Raw genomic sequence first — 19,190 nt, 5'->3', positions numbered from 1 at the left:
TAAGTCAGGATGCGAGGGAGTATATCTGTATGGGTAAAAATAGAAGAGTTGTAGTAACAGGCATGGGAGCCATCACCCCTATTGGCAACAGCGTAGAGGAATTCTGGAATGGTATCAAAGAGGGTAAGACCGGATTCGGTCCTATAACCTATTTTGATACTGCGGATTACCGTTGTAAGCTGGCGGCGGAAGTGAAGGATTTTGATCCCGCACAATATATGGACAAAAAATCCGCCCGCAGAATGGAGCAGTTCTGCCAGTTTGCTGTGGCGGCTGCCGGACAGGCCATCTCGGATGCTGGTCTTACTATGGAACAGGAAGATCCTTATATGGTGGGCTGCAGTGTGGGAAGCGGCATCGGAAGCTTACAGGCCATGGAGCGGGAATATGACCGCCTGAAGGAAAAAGGCCCCGGCAGGGTAGGCCCCATGCTGGTGCCTCTGATGATCTCCAATATGGCAGCAGGCAATGTCAGCATTGCCTATGGGCTGAAGGGCAAGAGCCTGAATGTGGTTACTGCCTGCGCAACCGGTACACATTCCATCGGAGAAGCATACCGTACGATCCAGTACGGTGATGCGGATGTAATGATAGCGGGAGGAACGGAAAGCTCCATTACACCCATCGGCATTGCCGGATTTTCCGCACTGACAGCATTGTCATTTAGTGAGGATCCGGAACGGGCATCCATTCCTTTTGACAAGGAGAGAAACGGCTTCGTCATGGGAGAGGGTTCCGCTATCGTGGTACTGGAAGAGCTGGAGCATGCAAAGAGGCGCGGGGCGAAGATCTATGCGGAACTGACCGGCTACGGCTGTTCTTCGGATGCTTATCATATTACATCCCCTGCGGAGGATGGCAGCGGAGCAGCCACCGCCATGCTGAATGCCTTAAAAGACGGTGGTGTGGCACCGGAAGAGCTTACCTATATCAATGCCCATGGAACCAGCACCCATCATAATGACCTGTTCGAGACCAGAGCGATCAAGCTGGCATTTGGAGAATATGCATATGACCTGAAGATCAATTCCACCAAATCCATGGTGGGACATCTTTTAGGAGCAGCAGGTGCAGTGGAGTTTGTCACCTGTGTAAAAGAAATTCAGGAAGGCTATATCCACCGCACCGTGGGACTGCGTGAGACGGAGGAGGAACTTGACCTGAATTACTGCCGGGACAGCTACAAAGAAGAGGTGCCTTATGCATTGACCAATTCGTTGGGCTTCGGCGGACATAATGCGAGTCTGTTGTTGAAGAAGTACACAGAATAACCGCAGCAGATGTTCAAGACACAGGATAGAAGGCAGAGCATCAACAAGGACGATTGCACAATGCGAGGAAGTAGTTGATACGACAGCATTCGCGGAACGGAGGAACAATGTCAGTTTATAATACACAGGAAATCATGGAGATTCTGCCCCACAGACATCCCTTTCTGCTGATCGATACTATCGAGGAGCTGGAGCCCGGTGTGCGGGCAGTGGGACGCAAAAATGTGACCTTTAACGAACCGTATTTTGCCGGGCATTTTCCGGGGAATCCGGTGATGCCGGGCGTGTTGATCATGGAAGCACTGGCACAAACAGGGGCTGTAGCAATTCTGTCTCTGCCGGAGCATCGCGGCAAGACCGCTTATTTTGCCGGGATCGATAAGGCAAAATTTAAGCAGATGGTGCGCCCCGGAGACACCCTGGAGCTGGAGACCACCATTATCCGCAGTAAGGGACCGGTGGGTGTCGGGGAAGCGATCGCTACGGTAAACGGAAAACTGGCGGCGAAAGCAGAGCTTACCTTTGCGTTAAAATAAGAATAGTCTGCGGAAGTGATTTTTTATGAGCGGGACAGAGAGATAAAAGTGACGCAGAATAAGAGGTGCAGGTATGGGAAGTGTAGATACAGAAACAGAGATCAAATGCCCGAAATGTAAGAAAATGATAAACAGAGACCGGGCAGCGAAAAATAAATATGTCTGCTATGAGTGTGGTTATTATTTCCGGGTGAAGACCCACAACCGGATCCGCATGGTGGCAGACCGGAAAAGCTTTCAGCCCTGGTTCGAGGAGATAGAAGAGAGCAATCCACTGAAATATGAGGGCTATGAAGAAAAGCTGTCGGAGGCCAGGGAAAAATCCGGCGTAAAAGAAGCTGTGACCGTAGGTGAATGCGAGATCTACGGGGAAAAGGCTGTGATCGGCATCTGCGAATCCAAATTCATGATGGGAAGCATGGGACATGTGGTCGGCGAGAAAGTCACCCGGGCAATTGAAAAGGCGACAGAATTGCGGCTGCCTGTATTTTTGTTCTGCTGTTCCGGCGGTGCGAGAATGCAGGAGGGAATCGTGTCACTGATGCAGATGGCAAAAACCTCCGCAGCGATCAAACGACATGGAGAAGCAGGACTTCTCTATGCGACTATTTTGACAGATCCCACCACAGGTGGTGTGACGGCCAGCTTTGCCATGCTGGGAGATGTGATCATGGCGGAACCGGGAGCCTTGATCGGCTTCGCAGGACCGAGAGTTATTAAGCAGACTCTGGGACAGCGCCTCCCTGATGGCTTCCAGACAGCGGAATTTTTGCAGGAGCATGGTTTTGTGGACGGTATCGTCCGCCGGGAGAATCTGAAGAAGACCTTATATTTCCTGATCACGACGCATCGGTGCAGTGAGGGGAATTATGCGGATTTTAAGAAAAATTTTGACTTCCATTTTGAACCTACGGAGATCGTGAAGGAACGGTCAATACTGACACTCCCCAGAACGGCATGGGAAAAGGTCAAGACCGTCCGGAGAGTGGACAGACCGGCAGCAACCGACTATATTCCCTACATTTTCGATTATGTAGTGGAGGCTCACGGAGACCGTTATTATGGGGATGATAAAGCACTGGTAGGTGCAGTGGCATTCCTGGACGGGCAGCCGGTGACAGTGCTGGCAGATGTGAAGGGCAAGGATTTTGCGGAGTGTGCCAGACGCAATTACGGCATGCCCATGCCGGAAGGGTATCGTAAGGCACTGCGTCTGATGAAGCAGGCGGAGAAATTCAACCGACCCATTATCAGCTTTGTAAATACGCCGGGAGCTTTCTGCGGCGTGGAGGCGGAGGAGAGAGGCCAGGGCGAGGCCATTGCCCGGAATCTGCTGGAGATGTCAGCTTTAAAAGTGCCGGTATTGTGCATTCTCATCGGGGAAGGCGGCAGCGGCGGGGCATTGGCTACGGCGGTAGGCAATGAGGTGTGGATGATGGAAAATGCCACCTATTCGATCCTGTCTCCCGAAGGCTTTGCTTCTATATTATGGAAGGATGCCGACAGAGCCAGAGAAGCCAGTGAAGTCATGAACATCACTTCGGAAGATCTGAAACGCCTCGGTGTGATCGAGCGGATCGTACCGGAATACGGTGGGGCAGACCAAAGTACCGTGGAAGCCATAGGCGGGTATCTCAAGGAACATATCAAGGAATTTCTGCAAAAATATACCGGCATGACCGGTGAACAAATCGCAGAGGAACGTTATGAAAGGTTCCGCAAGTATTAAAGCGGTAACGAGAGGTGATGTGGGATGAAGCACGGAAAAATGATCCTGGGGGAATTACATGCAGATATTCCCGTGATCCAGGGAGGCATGGGTGTGGGAATCAGTCTGTCCGGGCTGGCCGGAGCAGTGGCAGCTGCCGGTGGGATCGGCATTATTTCTACTGCCCAGATCGGTTTCCGGGAGCCGGATTTTGACAGAGATCCCATCGCCTGTAATCTGCGTACTATCGGAAAAGAAATAGAAAAAGCAAGACAGACCGCAAGAGGCGGTATCGTCGGTGTCAACATCATGGTGGCAACGCAGCGTTACGAGGATTATGTCAGGGCAGCAGTGCTGGCAGGTACCGACTGCATTATCTCCGGTGCCGGACTGCCGCTGGATCTGCCCGGAGTCGTGGCAGAGACGGAAAACGGAATGCCCGGGCGCAACCACCGGACGATGCTGGCTCCGATCGTGTCGAGCACCCGTGCCCTGTCGGTCGTCACGAAATACTGGATGAAAAAATACGACAGAAAGCCGGACTTTCTCGTGGCAGAGGGACCGTTGGCAGGAGGACATCTGGGATTTAAGCGGGAAGAACTGGATGCTTACACACCGGAGAACTATGAGAGAGAACTTACGGCAATGATCCGGCAGGCAGCAGAACTGGAAATTCCACTGATTGCAGCAGGCGGTATTTATGACCGGAGGGATCTGGAGCATTGCCTGTACCTCGGGGCTGCAGGGGTACAGATGGGAACCCGTTTCGTGACCACAGAGGAATGTGATGCGGCGGAGGCGTACAAGCAGGAGTATCTCCGGGCGCAGAAAGAAGACATTGTCATTGTGAAAAGCCCGGTGGGAATGCCGGGCAGAGCTATACAGAATGCTTTTCTGGAAAAGGTGGCGGCCGGGGAACGGTTTATGACCGGATGCAGACATTGCATTAAGACCTGCGATCCGAAGACAGCACCGTATTGCATCACCAGAGCATTGATCAATGCGGCAATGGGAGATGTGGATAACGGACTGCTGTTCTGCGGCAGCAATGCCTGGCGGGCGCAGAAAATAGAAAGAACAGTGGATATCATGGAGGAAATGGCGTGAGAACCATAAGAATCACCGGAACCGGAAGTGCACTTCCGGGAAGGATCGTTACAAATAAAGAATTGGAACAGCTGGTGGAAACCTCGGATGAATGGATCCGGGAGAGAACCGGTATTGCGGAACGACATGTGTCAGTTGGCGAAACGGTTGTGACACTTGCGTCAGAAGCTGCCCGTAAAGCACTCGAACAGGCAGGAAAAAGAGCGGAAGAGATCGACCTGATTCTGGTGGCAACCTGCTCTCCGGAGCAGTATCTGCCCTGTTGCGCCTGTCAGGTGCAGGCGGACATCGGCGCAGTGAATGCACTGGCTTTTGATGTGAATGCGGCCTGTTCCGGATTTTTGTTTGCACTGAATACCGCGGATGCCTATCTGCGGACGGGACTTGCGGAAAATGCGCTGGTCATCGGCAGTGAGGTACTGTCTAAACTGGTGGATTGGAAGGACCGGGGCAGCTGTATTCTGTTCGGAGACGGCGCCGGGGCGGTAGTTGTGGAGCGATGCAGGACGGAGTCTCGGGCGGTGGAATACAGTAACGCTTTGCCGGAGACAGAGAAAGGGATGCAGGAGACGGCGGAGGAGAAACGGATACCGGCAGCAGGCATTCTGGGCCGGGCACTGCACTCCGACGGCACCGGTGGCGGAGTCCTGCAATGCGGAGCAAGAGAACTGACAACCCCATATGCAAGGACTTCAGTGGCAAAAACGAACCAAAACCAGCCGACGGATGGCAGAGAACATTATATTCAGATGGACGGACAGGAAGTGTACCGGTTTGCCACCAGACGGGTGCCGCAGTGCATCGAGGAAGCACTGTCAGATGCCGGACTTGCTGTGCCGGATATTGATATGTTTGTATTGCATCAGGCCAACGCACGTATTATTGATGCAGTGGCGAAACGCCTTCATGCGGATCGTGAAAAATTTCCTACAAATCTGGAGAGGGTAGGCAATCTGTCCTCTGCCTCCATTCCGGTGCTTTTGGACGAACTGAACAGGCAGGGAAAGCTGCACCGCGGCGATCGTATCGTTCTGGCGGGATTCGGAGCCGGGCTTACGATTGGGGCTTGCGTGATGACCTGGTAGACGGTATACTGATAACGACTAAGGACACGACAACGGCATGGATGCGGTCCGGTAGACAGGAAGCCTGCGGTCCGGGAGCATTGCCGGTATACCAGAGAAACATTTATTAGGAAAACTATGGAAAAAAGCAAAAACCGGGTACTGAATGAACTGTTGGTGAACCTGTTCCATAACGTGATGGATGCGGAAGCAAAGGCAGTCATAACAGACGAATTCAGGGATATTACAAATAATGATATGCACATCCTCGAAGCCATCGGCATCGAGGAACCCAAGAGCATGTCCAGGATCGCCGGGGAACTGCATGTCACCGTGGGAACCCTGACCACGAATATGAACGGCCTTTCGAAAAAAGGCTACCTGGAGCGTAACCGCAGCACCAGAGATAAACGTGTAGTGCTGGTGACCCTGACAGAGAAGGGGAGAAAAGCTTTTTTCCATCACAGAGATTTCCACAGGAAAATGATCCACACCATCATACGGGATCTGGACGAGGAAGAAATGAAGACATTGATCAAATGTCTGGGAAAACTGGATATATTTTTCAGAGAAGGCAACGAGGAGTGACCGGAGAGATCCGGTCACTCTTTTTGCGTATACGATGAGCCAGCCTGCTCGATTTTGCGGTGGGCGCACTTGTTTAACAAAATTTTATAAAAATATGAGACGAATCGTATGGAAAATATTGACGGTGCCTTTGCTTTTTTGGTATAATAAATGATACGGATAGTATAAAAACAAAATTGGATTTTACATCTGCAAAGGGTTGGGAAATATGTGAAATTTTGCAGGATATAGAAAGGCATGAGGGTTATGAAGAAAAGTACAAAAGCATGGAGCATGAAGATGAGACTGGCCTTGCTGGTACTGGCGGCACTGGCGTGGATCGCTGTGCCGGTGAGTGCGAGAGCGGAGACAAATGTGTGGGACGGTACGATTGCAAGTGGGTTTGCCGTAGGCACCGGTATGGAAAATGATCCCTATCAGATCAATACTGCGGCGGAACTTGCGTATTTTGCAAAAAGTGTGAATGACGGAAAATGGTACGATGGAGAATATATTATACTGAAAAATAATATTAATCTTAATAATCAGGAATGGACACCAATAGGAAACCATAGTAATTCTTTTCGAGGGAACTTTGACGGCAGGAATCATACTGTGACGGGAATGCGGATAAGTAATTCCTCGGCGGATTATGTCGGTTTGTTTGGAGAATGTACAAAATTTAATGTTAATAGTGCCATAAAAAATATTACGGTTAAAGATTCTGTTATTTGTGGAGAAAACATTGTTGGGGCTATCGTGGGATACGCAAAAGAAATAAATATTGAGAACTGTCGGAGTATTGGAAATACAATAAACGGTAAAACAGATGTTGGCGGTATTTGCGGTAAGATTGGAGGATATTCGGTTGGTAAAGTCTCGCAATGTTACAATAGTAGTAAGGTAACAGGGCGAGGGAGAGTTGGTGGTATTGCCGGGATGGGTGGTATTGCTGAGAATTGCCTGAATACCGGTGAGATAATGATTATAAATAAAGCTCATAAAAGTGCCGGTGGTGGAATATTTGGCATCTTTGATGATACCACTGCGTCTGCGAGTATTACTGCATGTGTAAATCTGGGGAAAGTCAGTGGGGGAGAATCTTTTGGCGGAATTGTAGGTAGCACTGATTCTAAAAGTACGGGGCATATTTCAAATTGTTATTACAATATGGATGCAATTACCGGAGGCTTTGACGCTGGAACAGCACTAACGGCAGGGCAGCTTTGCGGTGCACTTCCGGAGGGCTTGGATTCTACAATCTGGAAAGAGGGCGGTGTCGATACCAGCACTGCAGCGGCTACAGATACAGGAAGTAGATTTGGTATAGCCACAGGGACTTACATCAATCTGACAAAGGTGGCAGAGATCGGAGAGACGAAGACTGCTTCCGTACCGGTATACAACTATGTTACAACGAATGGCGACGACTGGGATATCTATACCCTGATCACCACGGCGGAGGAATTCGTAGCCATCGGACAGGATACGGCAAACTGTAACGCAAACTATGTATTAAAAAACAATATTGATGTGAGCCGAGTGGAACTCAGATCTATTGGAGATCCCGGAACTCCATACATAGGAAAATTCAGTGGAGACGGACATACGATAAGCCATGTGGATATGACAAAAGAAAATGATGTTTATAGTTCTGGTTTGTTTGCCCAGATTGGCTACACGCAAAACCAGCTCAGCGAAAGCGGTAAGGTAATGCTGTTGGCTGCCAACGGAGACATTGTTTCGAGTTATTGTGAAACAGGAGGAATTTGTGGAAATTTGTCTGCGGGCGAAATTTATGGCTGCTCCTTTACCGGAACGGTAAAAGGGTCTATGGTAGGCGGAATCAGCGGCGTGGGTGGACAATACACTATGATTTCCCAGTGCTTTTTTGAAGGAGACGTGCAGGGAAAGGATTCTGCGGCAGGAATCTGTGGTATGGGCGGAACTATTGACCATTGCATTAGCATAGGAAATGTCAAAGGGAATGGAGAACTTGCGGGAATATCAAATAGTGGTGATCCCAACCCGGAGAAGTGTTATTTCAATAAAGATATTTGTAACGTAAAAGATGACTGTGATTTGGGACATTCTACCCTGCAACTGACCTCTTCCAGCTTTTTCAAAGAACTCAAAGACAATGGCTTTGATCCGGCCATCTGGACGAAGAAAGCCAACGACAAAGAGAATGGCATAGCCTACTATCCTTCGCTTGGGGAAAATAATGCAGTTGGTGTGAAGTACACCACCGGTCTGCAGTTTGAGAGAGCAGATGACGTTACGCCCACCTATGGACAGGATATAACTTTTAATGTAAAGGCACTGGTAAACTTTGTGGCGGACGTACAGACCATCTCTGCGGAAGATACGGATGGTAGCTTTGAGATCCGGATCGGGGATACTGCGGTGGTAAGCGCAGCGCAGATCCAAAACGGCATCGCAACTTACAAGGCGCGGACTGCAGGTAAGACCACGTTTACCCTCGTCTACAAAGGAAATGACAATTCTTTCTTCTCTGAGAAGACGAAGAATCTGATCGTTGACATCGCCCCGGCAGCACTTGCGGCAGAGGGTGATGGCATCGCCAGAGGAGCCTATGGCAATAAGCTGAGAGAACTCAAAGTGACAAGACTGACGGCAAAACTGGGAACCGAGCCCATCGACGGAACTTGGCAGATCCAGAGCGATGATGACAAGGTTCCTTATGTTGGCGATAGTGAGACCTACACGGCAACGTTTATTCCTACGGAGCATCCGGAATACTATCAGACGCTGACGGCACAGGTAAAATTGGAAATCAGTAAAGCAATTGCTCCGAAGATTCAAGACTTGGATCTCAAATACAGTTGGGCGGCCAAAGGAGAGAAGGCGGTGCAGATACCGGGGTTGCCCGAGGATCTGGGAGAGACAACGATGGAAGTTATCATGTTGGATAATTCCATGAACGTTTTGGCGGCAGATCCCGACATCAAATATTCCGAGGGAAAATTGCTATTCACTCTGGGTGAAAACACCATGGATGATATTGGCGAGCATGCGATAGTAAGTGTTCAGTTACGGTCAAAAAAATTATAATGATATTGTGTTTGGCATAACTATCACCCGTACCGCAAAAGCAGACCGCGAGGATACCCCGGATCCGGATTCCTTTGACATGACCTTTACCGTCAGCGGCAACGATCTGGCGGCGCAGATCACCACAGATCGCACTGACGTGGAATTCAGCTTTGATGGAACGGACTGGGGACAGACCAAATCCACCGGAGTCGGTCACAACAAGAAGGTGACTGCACAGATCCGCTATGCGGAAACCGATGATTATAACGCAAGCCCCGCCGTATCGAAGACATGGAACTCCGGTCACGGCCCGCTGAACCGCCACGACCGGGTGGAACCCACCTGTCAGGCAGAGGGCAGCATCGAATACTGGACCTGCGACGTCTGCGGACTGTATTTTGCATCCGCGGACGGAAGCAAGAGCATAACAGCGACAGAGATCGTTCTTCCGAAGACGGATCATAGCTGGGCAGAAGGATATCTGTCCGATATGACCGGACACTGGCATAAGTGTGGTGTCTGTGGAATCACCAGCAATACGGAAAAGCATGCATCCGGTGGCGCGGCCACCACAGAACGGGCGGAGATCTGTACGATCTGCGGTTATGAGATCGCACCGAAGAAGCCTGCTGCCAGTAACGACGATGACGATGATGACGACGATGACAGCAGTCAGGCGTCCAATACGGACCAGAAGGCCACGGGCGCGGCAACACCTCCCGCAGCCACGGCAACGCCTGCCACACCCGGTGTGGTAAAGCCTTCTGTAATTCCCGTGCCCCCGACAACACCCGCTGCGGACGAAAACCGTAAGGAAGATGCGGCAAAGCCCTCCGGGGAGGTACAGGACACGCAGGAATCGAGTGGAGAAGCACCGCAGGAGGAGCGGATAGATTCCATGACCGCCCAGACTTCCGACTCTCAGGAATCCGGCACAGAGCAGATAACGGAGACCTCCGGTAAGGGAACGAACGCAGGCCGCGTGGCGGCAGCGGCAGCAGCCGGAGCCGTAGTGGTCGGCGGTGGCGGCGCAGCTGTCTACGTGACCATGATCAAAGGAAAGTTTAAATTCAAATAACGTATGATAAGATGATAAGCGAATCTCAGAGGCCCGGTGCTTCTGAGGTTTGTTTTGCCATAGGGGAGAAATCTGCCGGAAATTACAACAAACTATTTTCAGATGAAAATAAATGTATTAAAATAGAAATAAGTATTGGCAGAACGAAGACAGTTTTGCATAGTTACAGCAAACGCAAGAGAAAATAATGAAATATAGAAAACGGAGGATCCTACGATGAAGAGAATCGGAATGTTGACGAGCGGTGGTGACTGCCAGGCATTAAATGCTGCCATGAGAGGTGTGGTGAAGACCCTGGCGAACAGTAAGGAAGAGGTCGAGATCTATGGCTTCCTCGATGGCTACAGAGGACTGATCTACGGTAATTTCCGCATGCTGACAGACAAGGATTTCTCCGGCATCCTTACCAAGGGCGGCACGATCCTGGGAACCTCCCGTACCCCCTTCAAGACGATCCAGGATCCGGATCCCAACGGGCTGAACAAAGTGGAAGCCATGAAGCAGAACTATTACAAGCTGCAGCTGGACTGCCTTGTAATTCTCGGTGGTAACGGCACCCACAAGACTGCGAACCTGTTGCGCAAGGAAGGACTGAATATCGTGACCCTGCCCAAGACCATCGACAATGACCTGTGGGGCACCGATATGACCTTCGGTTTCCAGAGTGCGGTGGATATTGCAACGGATGCCATCGACTGCATCCATACCACAGCAGCTTCCCACGGCAGAGTATTTATCGTGGAAGTTATGGGACATAAAGTAGGGTGGCTGACCTTGAATGCCGGAATGGCAGGCGGTGCGGACATCATCCTGCTCCCGGAGATCCCTTATGATATCGATAAGGTGATCGAGAAGATCGAAGACAGGGACAAAAAGGGCTGCCGTTTTACCATTATCGCTGTGGCTGAGGGTGCGATTTCCAGGGAAGATGCTGCCCTGACCAAAAAAGACTACAAGAAAAAGATGGAAAAATATCCGTTCCCTTCCGTATCTTACGAAGTGGCTGCACAGATCCAGGAGAAGACCGGCAGAGAAGTACGTGTCACCGTACCCGGCCATATGCAGAGAGGCGGAAGCCCCTGCCCTTATGACAGAGTATTCGCCAGCCGTCTGGGCTCCGAGGCAGGCAAGCTGATCCTGGGTAATCAGTATGGATTCATGGTAGGTTACAAGAACCGTGAGATCGTAAGGGTTCCGTTAGAGGATGTAGCGGGCAAGTTAAAGACCGTGGATCCCGATGCTACCATCGTACAGGAAGCGAAACTGCTGGGCATCTGCTTCGGCGATTAAGACAGAAAATTAATGAGTAACTATTTTCGCCAGGCATCTGCTAATATTTGATGGCTCTGAATAGTTACAAGGAAGAGAGAAAAAACATGTCATATACAGCACTATACCGGAAATTCCGCCCGGATGCTTTTTCCGATGTCAAAGGTCAGGATCATATCGTGACCACATTGAAGAATCAGCTGCGGGCGAACCGGATCGGCCATGCGTACCTGTTCACCGGAACAAGAGGTACCGGTAAGACCACGGTGGCCAAGATTTTTGCGAAAACAGTGAACTGCGAACACCCCACAGAGGACGGCCCCTGTGGGGAATGCCGTATTTGTAAGGCAATCGCAGCAGGAGCCAGCATGAATGTCATCGAGATCGATGCGGCTTCCAACAACGGTGTGGACAATATCCGTGAGATCATCGACGAGGTATCCTATTCTCCCGCGGAGGGAAAATACAAGGTCTACATCATCGACGAGGTGCATATGCTCTCCCCCGGAGCTTTCAACGCATTGTTAAAAACGCTGGAAGAGCCGCCCTCTTATGTTATTTTTATTCTGGCGACCACAGAGGTGCACAAGATCCCCATTACGATCCTGTCCCGCTGCCAGAGATATGATTTTAAACGAATCTCCATTGATACCATCACGGATCGTATGAAGGAACTGATGGACACGGAGCAGGTACAGGTGGAGGACAGAGCTCTGCGCTACATTGCGAAAGTAGCGGACGGTTCTATGCGAGATGCCTTGAGCCTGTTGGATCAGTGTATTGCCTTCCATCTGGGCAAAGAACTGACCTACGATATGACCCTGGATGTGCTGGGGGCAGTGGATACGGAAGTGTTCAGCAGGTTGCTGCGCTTCGTCATGGACCGGAATGTGTTAGGCTGCATTGAACTGTTGGAAGAGATCGTCATGCAGGGCAGGGAGCTGGTACAGTTTGTCACGGACTTTACCTGGTATCTGCGGAATCTGATGTTGGTACAGACAGCGGATAATCTGGAGGATGTCATAGACATGTCTACGGACAATCTGGCGAATCTGAAGGAAGAAGCTTCCATGCTGTCCATGGACCAGATCATCCGCTATATTCATATTTTCTCCGAACTGTCCGGCCAGATCCGCTATGCGGCACAGAAACGTATTCTGGTAGAGATCGCGCTGATCAAGCTGTGCAAGCCGGAGATGGAGACGGATCAGGAGGCGGTCCTGGATAGAATCCGCCAGGTGGAGGAAAAGGTCGAGAACGGTATTGTAGTCACGGCGGCCCAGATGCCTGCCGGAGCTCCCGGAGCACAGGGAGTGCCGCAGGCCGGTGTGGCAAAGCCGAAGCCACAGTTGCCGAAGGCGGTCCCCGGGGATATTCAGGAGATTGTACGGAAATGGCCGGCCATCGTGGGAAATGCCGAGAATCCCATGAAGATGTATCTGAAAAACGCCCGATTAAGTCTGGGTGGAGACAACAAGCTCATGGTGGTGTTGGAGGACGGACTGGCTTCCGATTATTTCAAGGGGGAAGCCCACGAACAGAACAAGCAGCAGCTGGAAATGCTGTTGTCCGATTTTTCCAGCAAAGAGATTGAAGTGACGATCCAGACGGTGGAAAGCAGCAGAGAATTCGAAGATAACTATGTGGATCTCAGTAAGGTCATCAACATGGAGATCGATGAGGAAGAGTGATCCTGCGTGAATTTGGGATTGCGGCAGACTTGCAGATAAGGTAAGATAGAATAATAACTCAACCATATATGAGCACGTAGGACAATAGTCCGAAATGCGAATATATGTTATGATTTCGAAAGTGCGCAGCACGGAGAAATCAATTATAAATAATATGGAGGAAACAGCAACATGGCAAAAAGAGGTGGATTTCCCGGAGGCGCAATGCCCGGTAATATGAATAATCTGATGAAGCAGGCACAGAGAATGCAGCGTCAGATGGAAGAAGGACAGAAGGAACTGGAGACCAAGGAGTTCTCCGCATCCGCAGGTGGAGGAGCGGTGGAAGTGACCATCAACGGTAAAAAAGAGATCACATCCATCAAGCTGGCAGAGGAGATCGTGGATCCCGAGGATATCGAGACTCTGCAGGATGCTATCGTGGCAGCAGCCAACGAAGCACTGCGCAAGGCGGATGAAGCCAATGCAGAACTTATGGGCAAAATGACCGGAGGATTAGGAGGATTTCCTTTCTAATGGAACTCTACAGCGGACAGATCAATAAATTAATAGAAGAACTGGCAGCCCTTCCGGGGATTGGCAGTAAGTCCGCACAGCGACTGGCTTTTCATCTGATCAATATGCCGAAGGAACGCGTGGACAGGCTGGCAAACGTCATGATCGAAGCCAGAGCCAATGTCCGCTATTGCAAGGAATGCTATACTCTGACGGATAAGGAACTCTGCCCGGTGTGTGCGAATCCCAGACGGGATCATCGTACCATTATGGTGGTGGAGAACACCAGAGATCTGGCGGCTTATGAGAAGACCGGCAAATATGAGGGCGTGTACCATGTACTGCATGGTGCCATTTCCCCGATGCTGGGTGTGGGACCCGGTGACATCAAGCTGAAGGAACTGATGGAACGTCTGCAGGGTGATGTGGAGGAGGTCATTATCGCAACCAATTCCAGCCTGGAAGGTGAGACCACGGCAATGTATATCAGCAAGCTTATCAAGCCCACAGGAATCAAGGTGACCAGAATCGCCAGTGGTGTCCCTGTAGGAGGAGATCTGGAATATATTGATGAGGTAACATTACTCCGCGCTTTAGAGGGCAGAGTGGAATTATAGACAGTATGCATGAAATAAAAATGGATAAAAGTGGGAGGGAAAGACAATGGCAGTAACAAAAAGTTTATTTGGGAAAAGCCCGGAAGGTAAAGAGATCTCGCTGTATACCCTGAGTAATAGTAAGGGTATGAAGGCAGCGGTGACAGATCTGGGAGCTATTCTGGTGCGTGTACTGGTGCCGGATGCTACAGGCAAGGCGGATGATCTGGTGTTGGGATTTGATAACGGTGAAAGTTATTATGGCAACGACAGTTTTTTCGGTACGGTGATCGGCCCCTGTGCGAACCGTACCGGCGGTGCGGAGTATACGCTGGATGGCGTTACTTATCAGCTGGACAAAAATGACGGTGCCAACAATTTACATACCCATAAGCAGCTGGGCTTCCATAAGAGACTCTGGGATGCGGAGATCGGAGAGAACAGCGTGACATTTTCTCTGGAGGATGAGGATGGACATTTGGGATTCCCCGGCAATAAGAAGGTATCCGTAACCTACTCTCTGAGTGAGGAGAATGAGCTGACTCTGCATTACCATGCTTCCAGTGACAAGAAGACCATTATCAACCTGACCAACCATTCCTATTTCAATCTGGACGGGCACGGCGCAGGCAGCATTGAAGAGCATGAACTGTGGCTGAGAGCCTCTCACTTTACTCCGGTGGCAGCAGGATCGATCCCTACCGGTGAGATCCGTGCGGTAGCAGGCACCCCCATGGATTTCACACAGCCGAAGAAGATCGGCAGAGATATCCGGGAAGATTATGAACAGTTACTCCTGACCGGCGGTTATGATCATAACTTTGTCATTGATGACTGGGACGGTACGTTGCGGCATATTGCTACAGTAAAAGGCCCGAAGAGCGGCAGGGTAATGAAGGCATACACCACCCTGCCAGGAGTGCAGTTTTATGCAGGCAATTTTATTGATGTACAGCCCGGAAAAGATGGGGTGACCTACGGCAATCGCTGCGGTTTTGCATTGGAGACCCAGTATTTCCCGGATACCATTCATCATGAGAATTTCCCCTCCTATGTATTTGGCGGGGAGAACGGCAGAGAATACGATTCTGTTACCGTATATAAGTTTGAAGCATAGCTAAGAATACATAGAATATGGTGCAAACTTTGTCGAACTGTTTTTGAAGAGGTGCGACAAAGAACGCTAAAATACCTCCTGTGCGGATGCTATAGTTAGTGATAACTGATAGAAACGGCATGGGAGGTGTTTTTTGTATGGAATTACCGAAGAACATAACGCAGATCGGAGAGGCGGACAAGCACTGCAGAATCTATGTGGAAGATTATGTGGTATCTTACATAAAACAAATGAATGGAATGGCACAGAACAAGGATATTGCCATAGCATTATACGGCAGGAAGACAGCAGAGGACGGTGTGGCATATCTATCGCCTATGGCTCCGCAAAGCTGAATTTCCTGCAGAAGCCGGTGCGGCACCTGTCCCAGGCGCAGGAACAGGAGATTGAGAAGCTGCGGAGAAAGTATTTTTCGGAAATGACCTTTTTAGGCTACCAGATACTGAATGGCGAGATGGTGGAAGGCTTCCAGATCTGCGAACAGGAGATCTGCCGTTATGTGTCGGGGTATGCGCAGTTCTATGAGAAGAATGACAGTATGCTGGCATATATGCTGGAGAACCGGGGCGAAGAGGCGGCACCGGAGAAGGTGGATCAGGAAAAATACGAAGTGGTGAAGAAACGGCAGGAGGAACGCAGGCAGAGACAGGAGAGCGGATATGCCTCCCGTGCCGCCGGACATACGGAGAATACATCCGTGGAATACCGCAGAGCTGCGGCAACCAGGCGTAAGGAGCCGGATAATATTATACCCATGCCAACGGTGGGGCTGCGTCGGATGAAAATGGCGGCTGCCGGTGTCTTTGTTCTGCTCTGCGTGATGGCATTGGCATTGATGCGGCAGGAAAGCACCGGAGAATCCCTGGGGGAGACAGCCAGGCAGGCCATGAGCAACCTGATGGAGCAGAAACTGCCGGATGCGGTGGAGGAACAGAGCCAGATCAGCACGCTGGTGGCGGAGGACAAGCTGGAGGACGCCCTGCGACAGGAAAATGCTGCGGCGGGAAATACTACTGGGACTGCAGCAGAGACAGTGATGCCGGAAGGCACGGAAAATGCATCAATGGATGGAACAGGAAACAGTGCTGTAGATCCGACGGAAGAAAATACGGGCAGTGTAGCGGATGGAACCTCTGCGGACAGCAATGTCACAAAAAATACGACAGATGTGACGGAGGCAACAGAACAGAACACGACACAGGAAACAATACAGGATGTGACACAGACGGCAGACTCTGCAGTGGCAGAGACTCCTACAGTGGAGGCGGTTGCTCAACCCACACATTATACTATCCAGAGAGGGGACACACTGATCGGTATTTCTCTGCGGAACTACGGCAGCAACAGTAAGGTATCTGAGATCTGTTCCCTGAATGGTATCACTGACCCGGATGATATCAAGATCGGTCAGGAAATCCTTCTCCCGTAAAAAACTTATTTTCAAAAAGGGGAAGTGTGTTATACTGTAACTACATGAGCAAAAAGCAGACTGCGCCGCAGTAATTTTGCGAATGCGATTCTTAATAGTTACGATAATACATAAGGAAACAGATACATGGCAGCAGATATCAAGAATTATCTGAAGGAAAAAGAAAAGCGGCAAAAGAGTCAGGATGACTATAAGAAAAAGATCCGTAAACACCGGCTGAAAATCGTGTACCGGGTGCTGTTGGTGGTGGCGGCTTTGGGAGCGGCACTTGCTCTTGTGGTGGTACAGGCAAAGAGACATATCTATACGGGATATGACACCGTATCTTCCATTAGCCGGGAGGTCTCATCGGATGCCACAGACATACGGTTGAAAAACAGTATTCTTACATATAGTAAAGACGGCGCTCACTGTACGGATGCCAAGGGAAATGTAAAGTGGAATCAGACTTATGTGATCCAGGATGTGAAGATCGCTACTTGTGGCGATGTGGCAGCTATCGGCAGTTATAACGGCCGTGAGATCTACGTGCAGAATACGGACAAGCAACTGGGAACTATTACAACGACCATGCCGATCCGAAATATCACAGTGTCGGAAACGGGAAGAGTGACAACAGTGCTGGCGGATACGGATGTGGCATGGATCATGACTTACGAAGCGGACGGTACCAACAGCTACACGGGACAGGCGCATATGACGGATGGAGGTTATCCGGTATCCGTCAGTTTGTCACCGGACGGAGAGCTTCTGGCAATCAGTTACCTGTATGTGGATGCAGGCGTAGTAAAAAGTAATGTGACATTCTACAATTTCGGACCGGTGGGCGAGAATCAGAGCGATTATATGGTCAGCGCATATTCTTATTCCGACCTGGTCGTGCCGAAAGTGCAGTTTATGAATAATGATACAGCGTTTGCAGTAGGAGACAGCCGCCTTATGATCTATTCGGGTACCCAGAAGCCTGTGACGGCGGGAGAATACCTATATGACGACGAGATCCAGTCGATTTTCTACAGTGATAAATATGTAGGACTGGTATTCCTTTCGGACCAGGCGGAGACCAAGTACCGCATGGATGTGTACAATACTTCGGCAGCAAAGGTGGGCAGCTACTATTTTGATGTGGATTATACGGATATTTTCTTCGGGGATGATGACATGGTGATCTACAACGAATCGGAGTGCCAGATCTTTACAACGGACGGTGTGGAAAAATACCATGGCAGCTTCGGTAAGAGTGCCCGGCTTCTGCTTCCTGCAGGAGGTTCCTACAAATATTATCTGGTGACAGATAGTACAATAGATACGATACAGTTAAAATAAAGGAGTATACCAATGAATCTGAATTTATTACTGGTCATCATGGCAGTAGTATTGATCTGCATGGTGATGGACGGCTACAAGAAGGGAATGGTAAAATCCCTGATCTCTCTGATCTCCCTGCTGATTACCTGTGTGGTGCTGTTCCTGATCGGGAATGGTCTGAGCAGTTACTTTGATGGAAAGATATTCAATGTGATCCTGACAATACTGTTGCTGGCGGCGATCGGTTTGGTGCATCATCTTCTTAATATCGTATTTTTCTCGGCAAAGATGATCGTGAAACTACCTATAGTACATAGCCTGGACAAATTACTAGGTATTGTGGTTGGAATGTTGGAAACTGTTCTAATTGTTTGGACAATATACGCATTTAATATCTTCAGAGACCTGGGAACCCTGGGCCAGGTGATCGTAGATTATACCAGAGACAGCAGAATACTTACATGTTTGTATGAAAATAACTATCTGGCATATCTGGTGGAACAGCTCGGACAAAAGCTTCCGTTCTTTATAAAATAGTAAAAAACAGAATAGAAACATGGCAAAAATCCCCTGTTTATGCGGAATTGACGTAGCAGGGGATAATTTGTGCAAAAAATTCGAAAAATAGTGTTGACAAGTACAGTGGGGGATGATATACTCAGATTCGTTGTTGAGGCAGCACCGAGACAACACAACAGCTCGAAAGAAACTTGAAAAGATTTCAAAAAAAGTTGTTGACAAAGTCTGACAGATATGTTAACATAAATACCTGTCACGGAAAACAAAGTTTTCCAAGACGAAAAAAGATTTCAAAAAAGTTGTTGACAAACGAAAGCGGTTATGATAAGATATCAGAGTTGCCGCTGAGAACAACAGCAACGAACGAACGAGCTCTTG

General features: G+C 49.7%; 17 protein-coding genes. All 17 read left to right on the top strand.

The genetic code is table 11. The features are described from left to right. The first annotated feature begins 29 nt into the window (after nucleotides 1-29). Nucleotides 30-1,271, top strand: a complete 1,242-nt coding sequence (gene fabF / locus OCV96_RS11795) for a beta-ketoacyl-ACP synthase II (protein WP_262594611.1) — start codon at nucleotides 30-32, stop codon at nucleotides 1,269-1,271. Nucleotides 1,272-1,378: 107 nt separating this feature from the next. Next, entirely contained in the window at nucleotides 1,379-1,807 is a 429-nt protein-coding gene (gene fabZ, locus OCV96_RS11790; RefSeq protein WP_118668822.1) for a 3-hydroxyacyl-ACP dehydratase FabZ, read from the top strand. A gap of 73 nt (nucleotides 1,808-1,880) precedes the next feature. Further along, nucleotides 1,881-3,536, top strand: coding sequence for an acetyl-CoA carboxylase, carboxyltransferase subunit beta (accD, locus tag OCV96_RS11785; protein ID WP_262594610.1), 1,656 nt, complete (start codon nucleotides 1,881-1,883; stop codon nucleotides 3,534-3,536). Between the two features lie 24 nt (nucleotides 3,537-3,560). Further along, nucleotides 3,561-4,622 (top strand): NAD(P)H-dependent flavin oxidoreductase, encoded by a 1,062-nt coding sequence (locus tag OCV96_RS11780; RefSeq protein WP_262594609.1) that lies wholly within the window; start codon nucleotides 3,561-3,563, stop codon nucleotides 4,620-4,622. Further along, entirely contained in the window at nucleotides 4,619-5,707 is a 1,089-nt protein-coding gene (locus OCV96_RS11775; protein ID WP_262594608.1) for a beta-ketoacyl-ACP synthase III, read from the top strand. Before OCV96_RS11780 ends, OCV96_RS11775 begins: the two co-directional genes overlap by 4 nt. A gap of 117 nt (nucleotides 5,708-5,824) precedes the next feature. Next, on the top strand, nucleotides 5,825-6,274 hold the full coding sequence (locus OCV96_RS11770) for a MarR family winged helix-turn-helix transcriptional regulator (RefSeq protein ID WP_262594607.1): 450 nt from the start codon (nucleotides 5,825-5,827) through the stop codon (nucleotides 6,272-6,274). A 246-nt stretch (nucleotides 6,275-6,520) separates the two neighbouring features. After that, nucleotides 6,521-9,328 (top strand): hypothetical protein, encoded by a 2,808-nt coding sequence (locus OCV96_RS11765; protein WP_262594606.1) that lies wholly within the window; start codon nucleotides 6,521-6,523, stop codon nucleotides 9,326-9,328. A 7-nt stretch (nucleotides 9,329-9,335) separates the two neighbouring features. Beyond that, the gene (locus OCV96_RS11760) at nucleotides 9,336-10,388 is read left to right on the top strand and encodes a hypothetical protein (RefSeq protein ID WP_262594605.1); all 1,053 of its coding nucleotides are present in this window, start codon (nucleotides 9,336-9,338) and stop codon (nucleotides 10,386-10,388) included. 216 nt (nucleotides 10,389-10,604) lie between these two features. Continuing rightward, a complete protein-coding gene (locus OCV96_RS11755) occupies nucleotides 10,605-11,678 on the top strand; it encodes a 6-phosphofructokinase (protein ID WP_262594604.1) in 1,074 nt (357 codons plus the stop codon). Between the two features lie 86 nt (nucleotides 11,679-11,764). Then, nucleotides 11,765-13,348: a DNA polymerase III subunit gamma/tau gene (dnaX, locus tag OCV96_RS11750; protein ID WP_227061957.1), complete on the top strand. Its 1,584-nt coding sequence runs from the start codon at nucleotides 11,765-11,767 to the stop codon at nucleotides 13,346-13,348. 171 nt (nucleotides 13,349-13,519) lie between these two features. Continuing rightward, nucleotides 13,520-13,864, top strand: a complete 345-nt coding sequence (locus OCV96_RS11745) for a YbaB/EbfC family nucleoid-associated protein (RefSeq protein ID WP_022152832.1) — start codon at nucleotides 13,520-13,522, stop codon at nucleotides 13,862-13,864. Further along, entirely contained in the window at nucleotides 13,864-14,460 is a 597-nt protein-coding gene (gene recR / locus OCV96_RS11740) for a recombination mediator RecR (protein WP_118731309.1), read from the top strand. Before OCV96_RS11745 ends, recR begins: the two co-directional genes overlap by 1 nt. 46 nt (nucleotides 14,461-14,506) lie before the next feature. Then, entirely contained in the window at nucleotides 14,507-15,556 is a 1,050-nt protein-coding gene (locus tag OCV96_RS11735; protein WP_262594603.1) for an aldose epimerase family protein, read from the top strand. A gap of 137 nt (nucleotides 15,557-15,693) precedes the next feature. Beyond that, nucleotides 15,694-15,891, top strand: coding sequence for a hypothetical protein (locus tag OCV96_RS11730; protein ID WP_262594602.1), 198 nt, complete (start codon nucleotides 15,694-15,696; stop codon nucleotides 15,889-15,891). A gap of 17 nt (nucleotides 15,892-15,908) precedes the next feature. Next, a complete protein-coding gene (locus OCV96_RS11725; protein WP_262594601.1) occupies nucleotides 15,909-16,985 on the top strand; it encodes a LysM peptidoglycan-binding domain-containing protein in 1,077 nt (358 codons plus the stop codon). A gap of 126 nt (nucleotides 16,986-17,111) precedes the next feature. Continuing rightward, the gene (locus OCV96_RS11720; protein WP_022312772.1) at nucleotides 17,112-18,311 is read left to right on the top strand and encodes a DUF5711 family protein; all 1,200 of its coding nucleotides are present in this window, start codon (nucleotides 17,112-17,114) and stop codon (nucleotides 18,309-18,311) included. 12 nt (nucleotides 18,312-18,323) lie between these two features. Further along, a complete protein-coding gene (locus OCV96_RS11715) occupies nucleotides 18,324-18,830 on the top strand; it encodes a CvpA family protein (RefSeq protein ID WP_262594600.1) in 507 nt (168 codons plus the stop codon). The last annotated feature ends 360 nt before the right edge of the window (nucleotides 18,831-19,190 follow it).

This window comes from Waltera acetigignens, assembly GCF_025567015.1.
Taxonomy (GTDB): Bacteria; Bacillota; Clostridia; order Lachnospirales; family Lachnospiraceae; genus Acetatifactor; species Acetatifactor acetigignens.
Note: the sequence above shows the minus strand (reverse complement) of the source record. Positions and strands in the feature narration are given on the sequence as shown.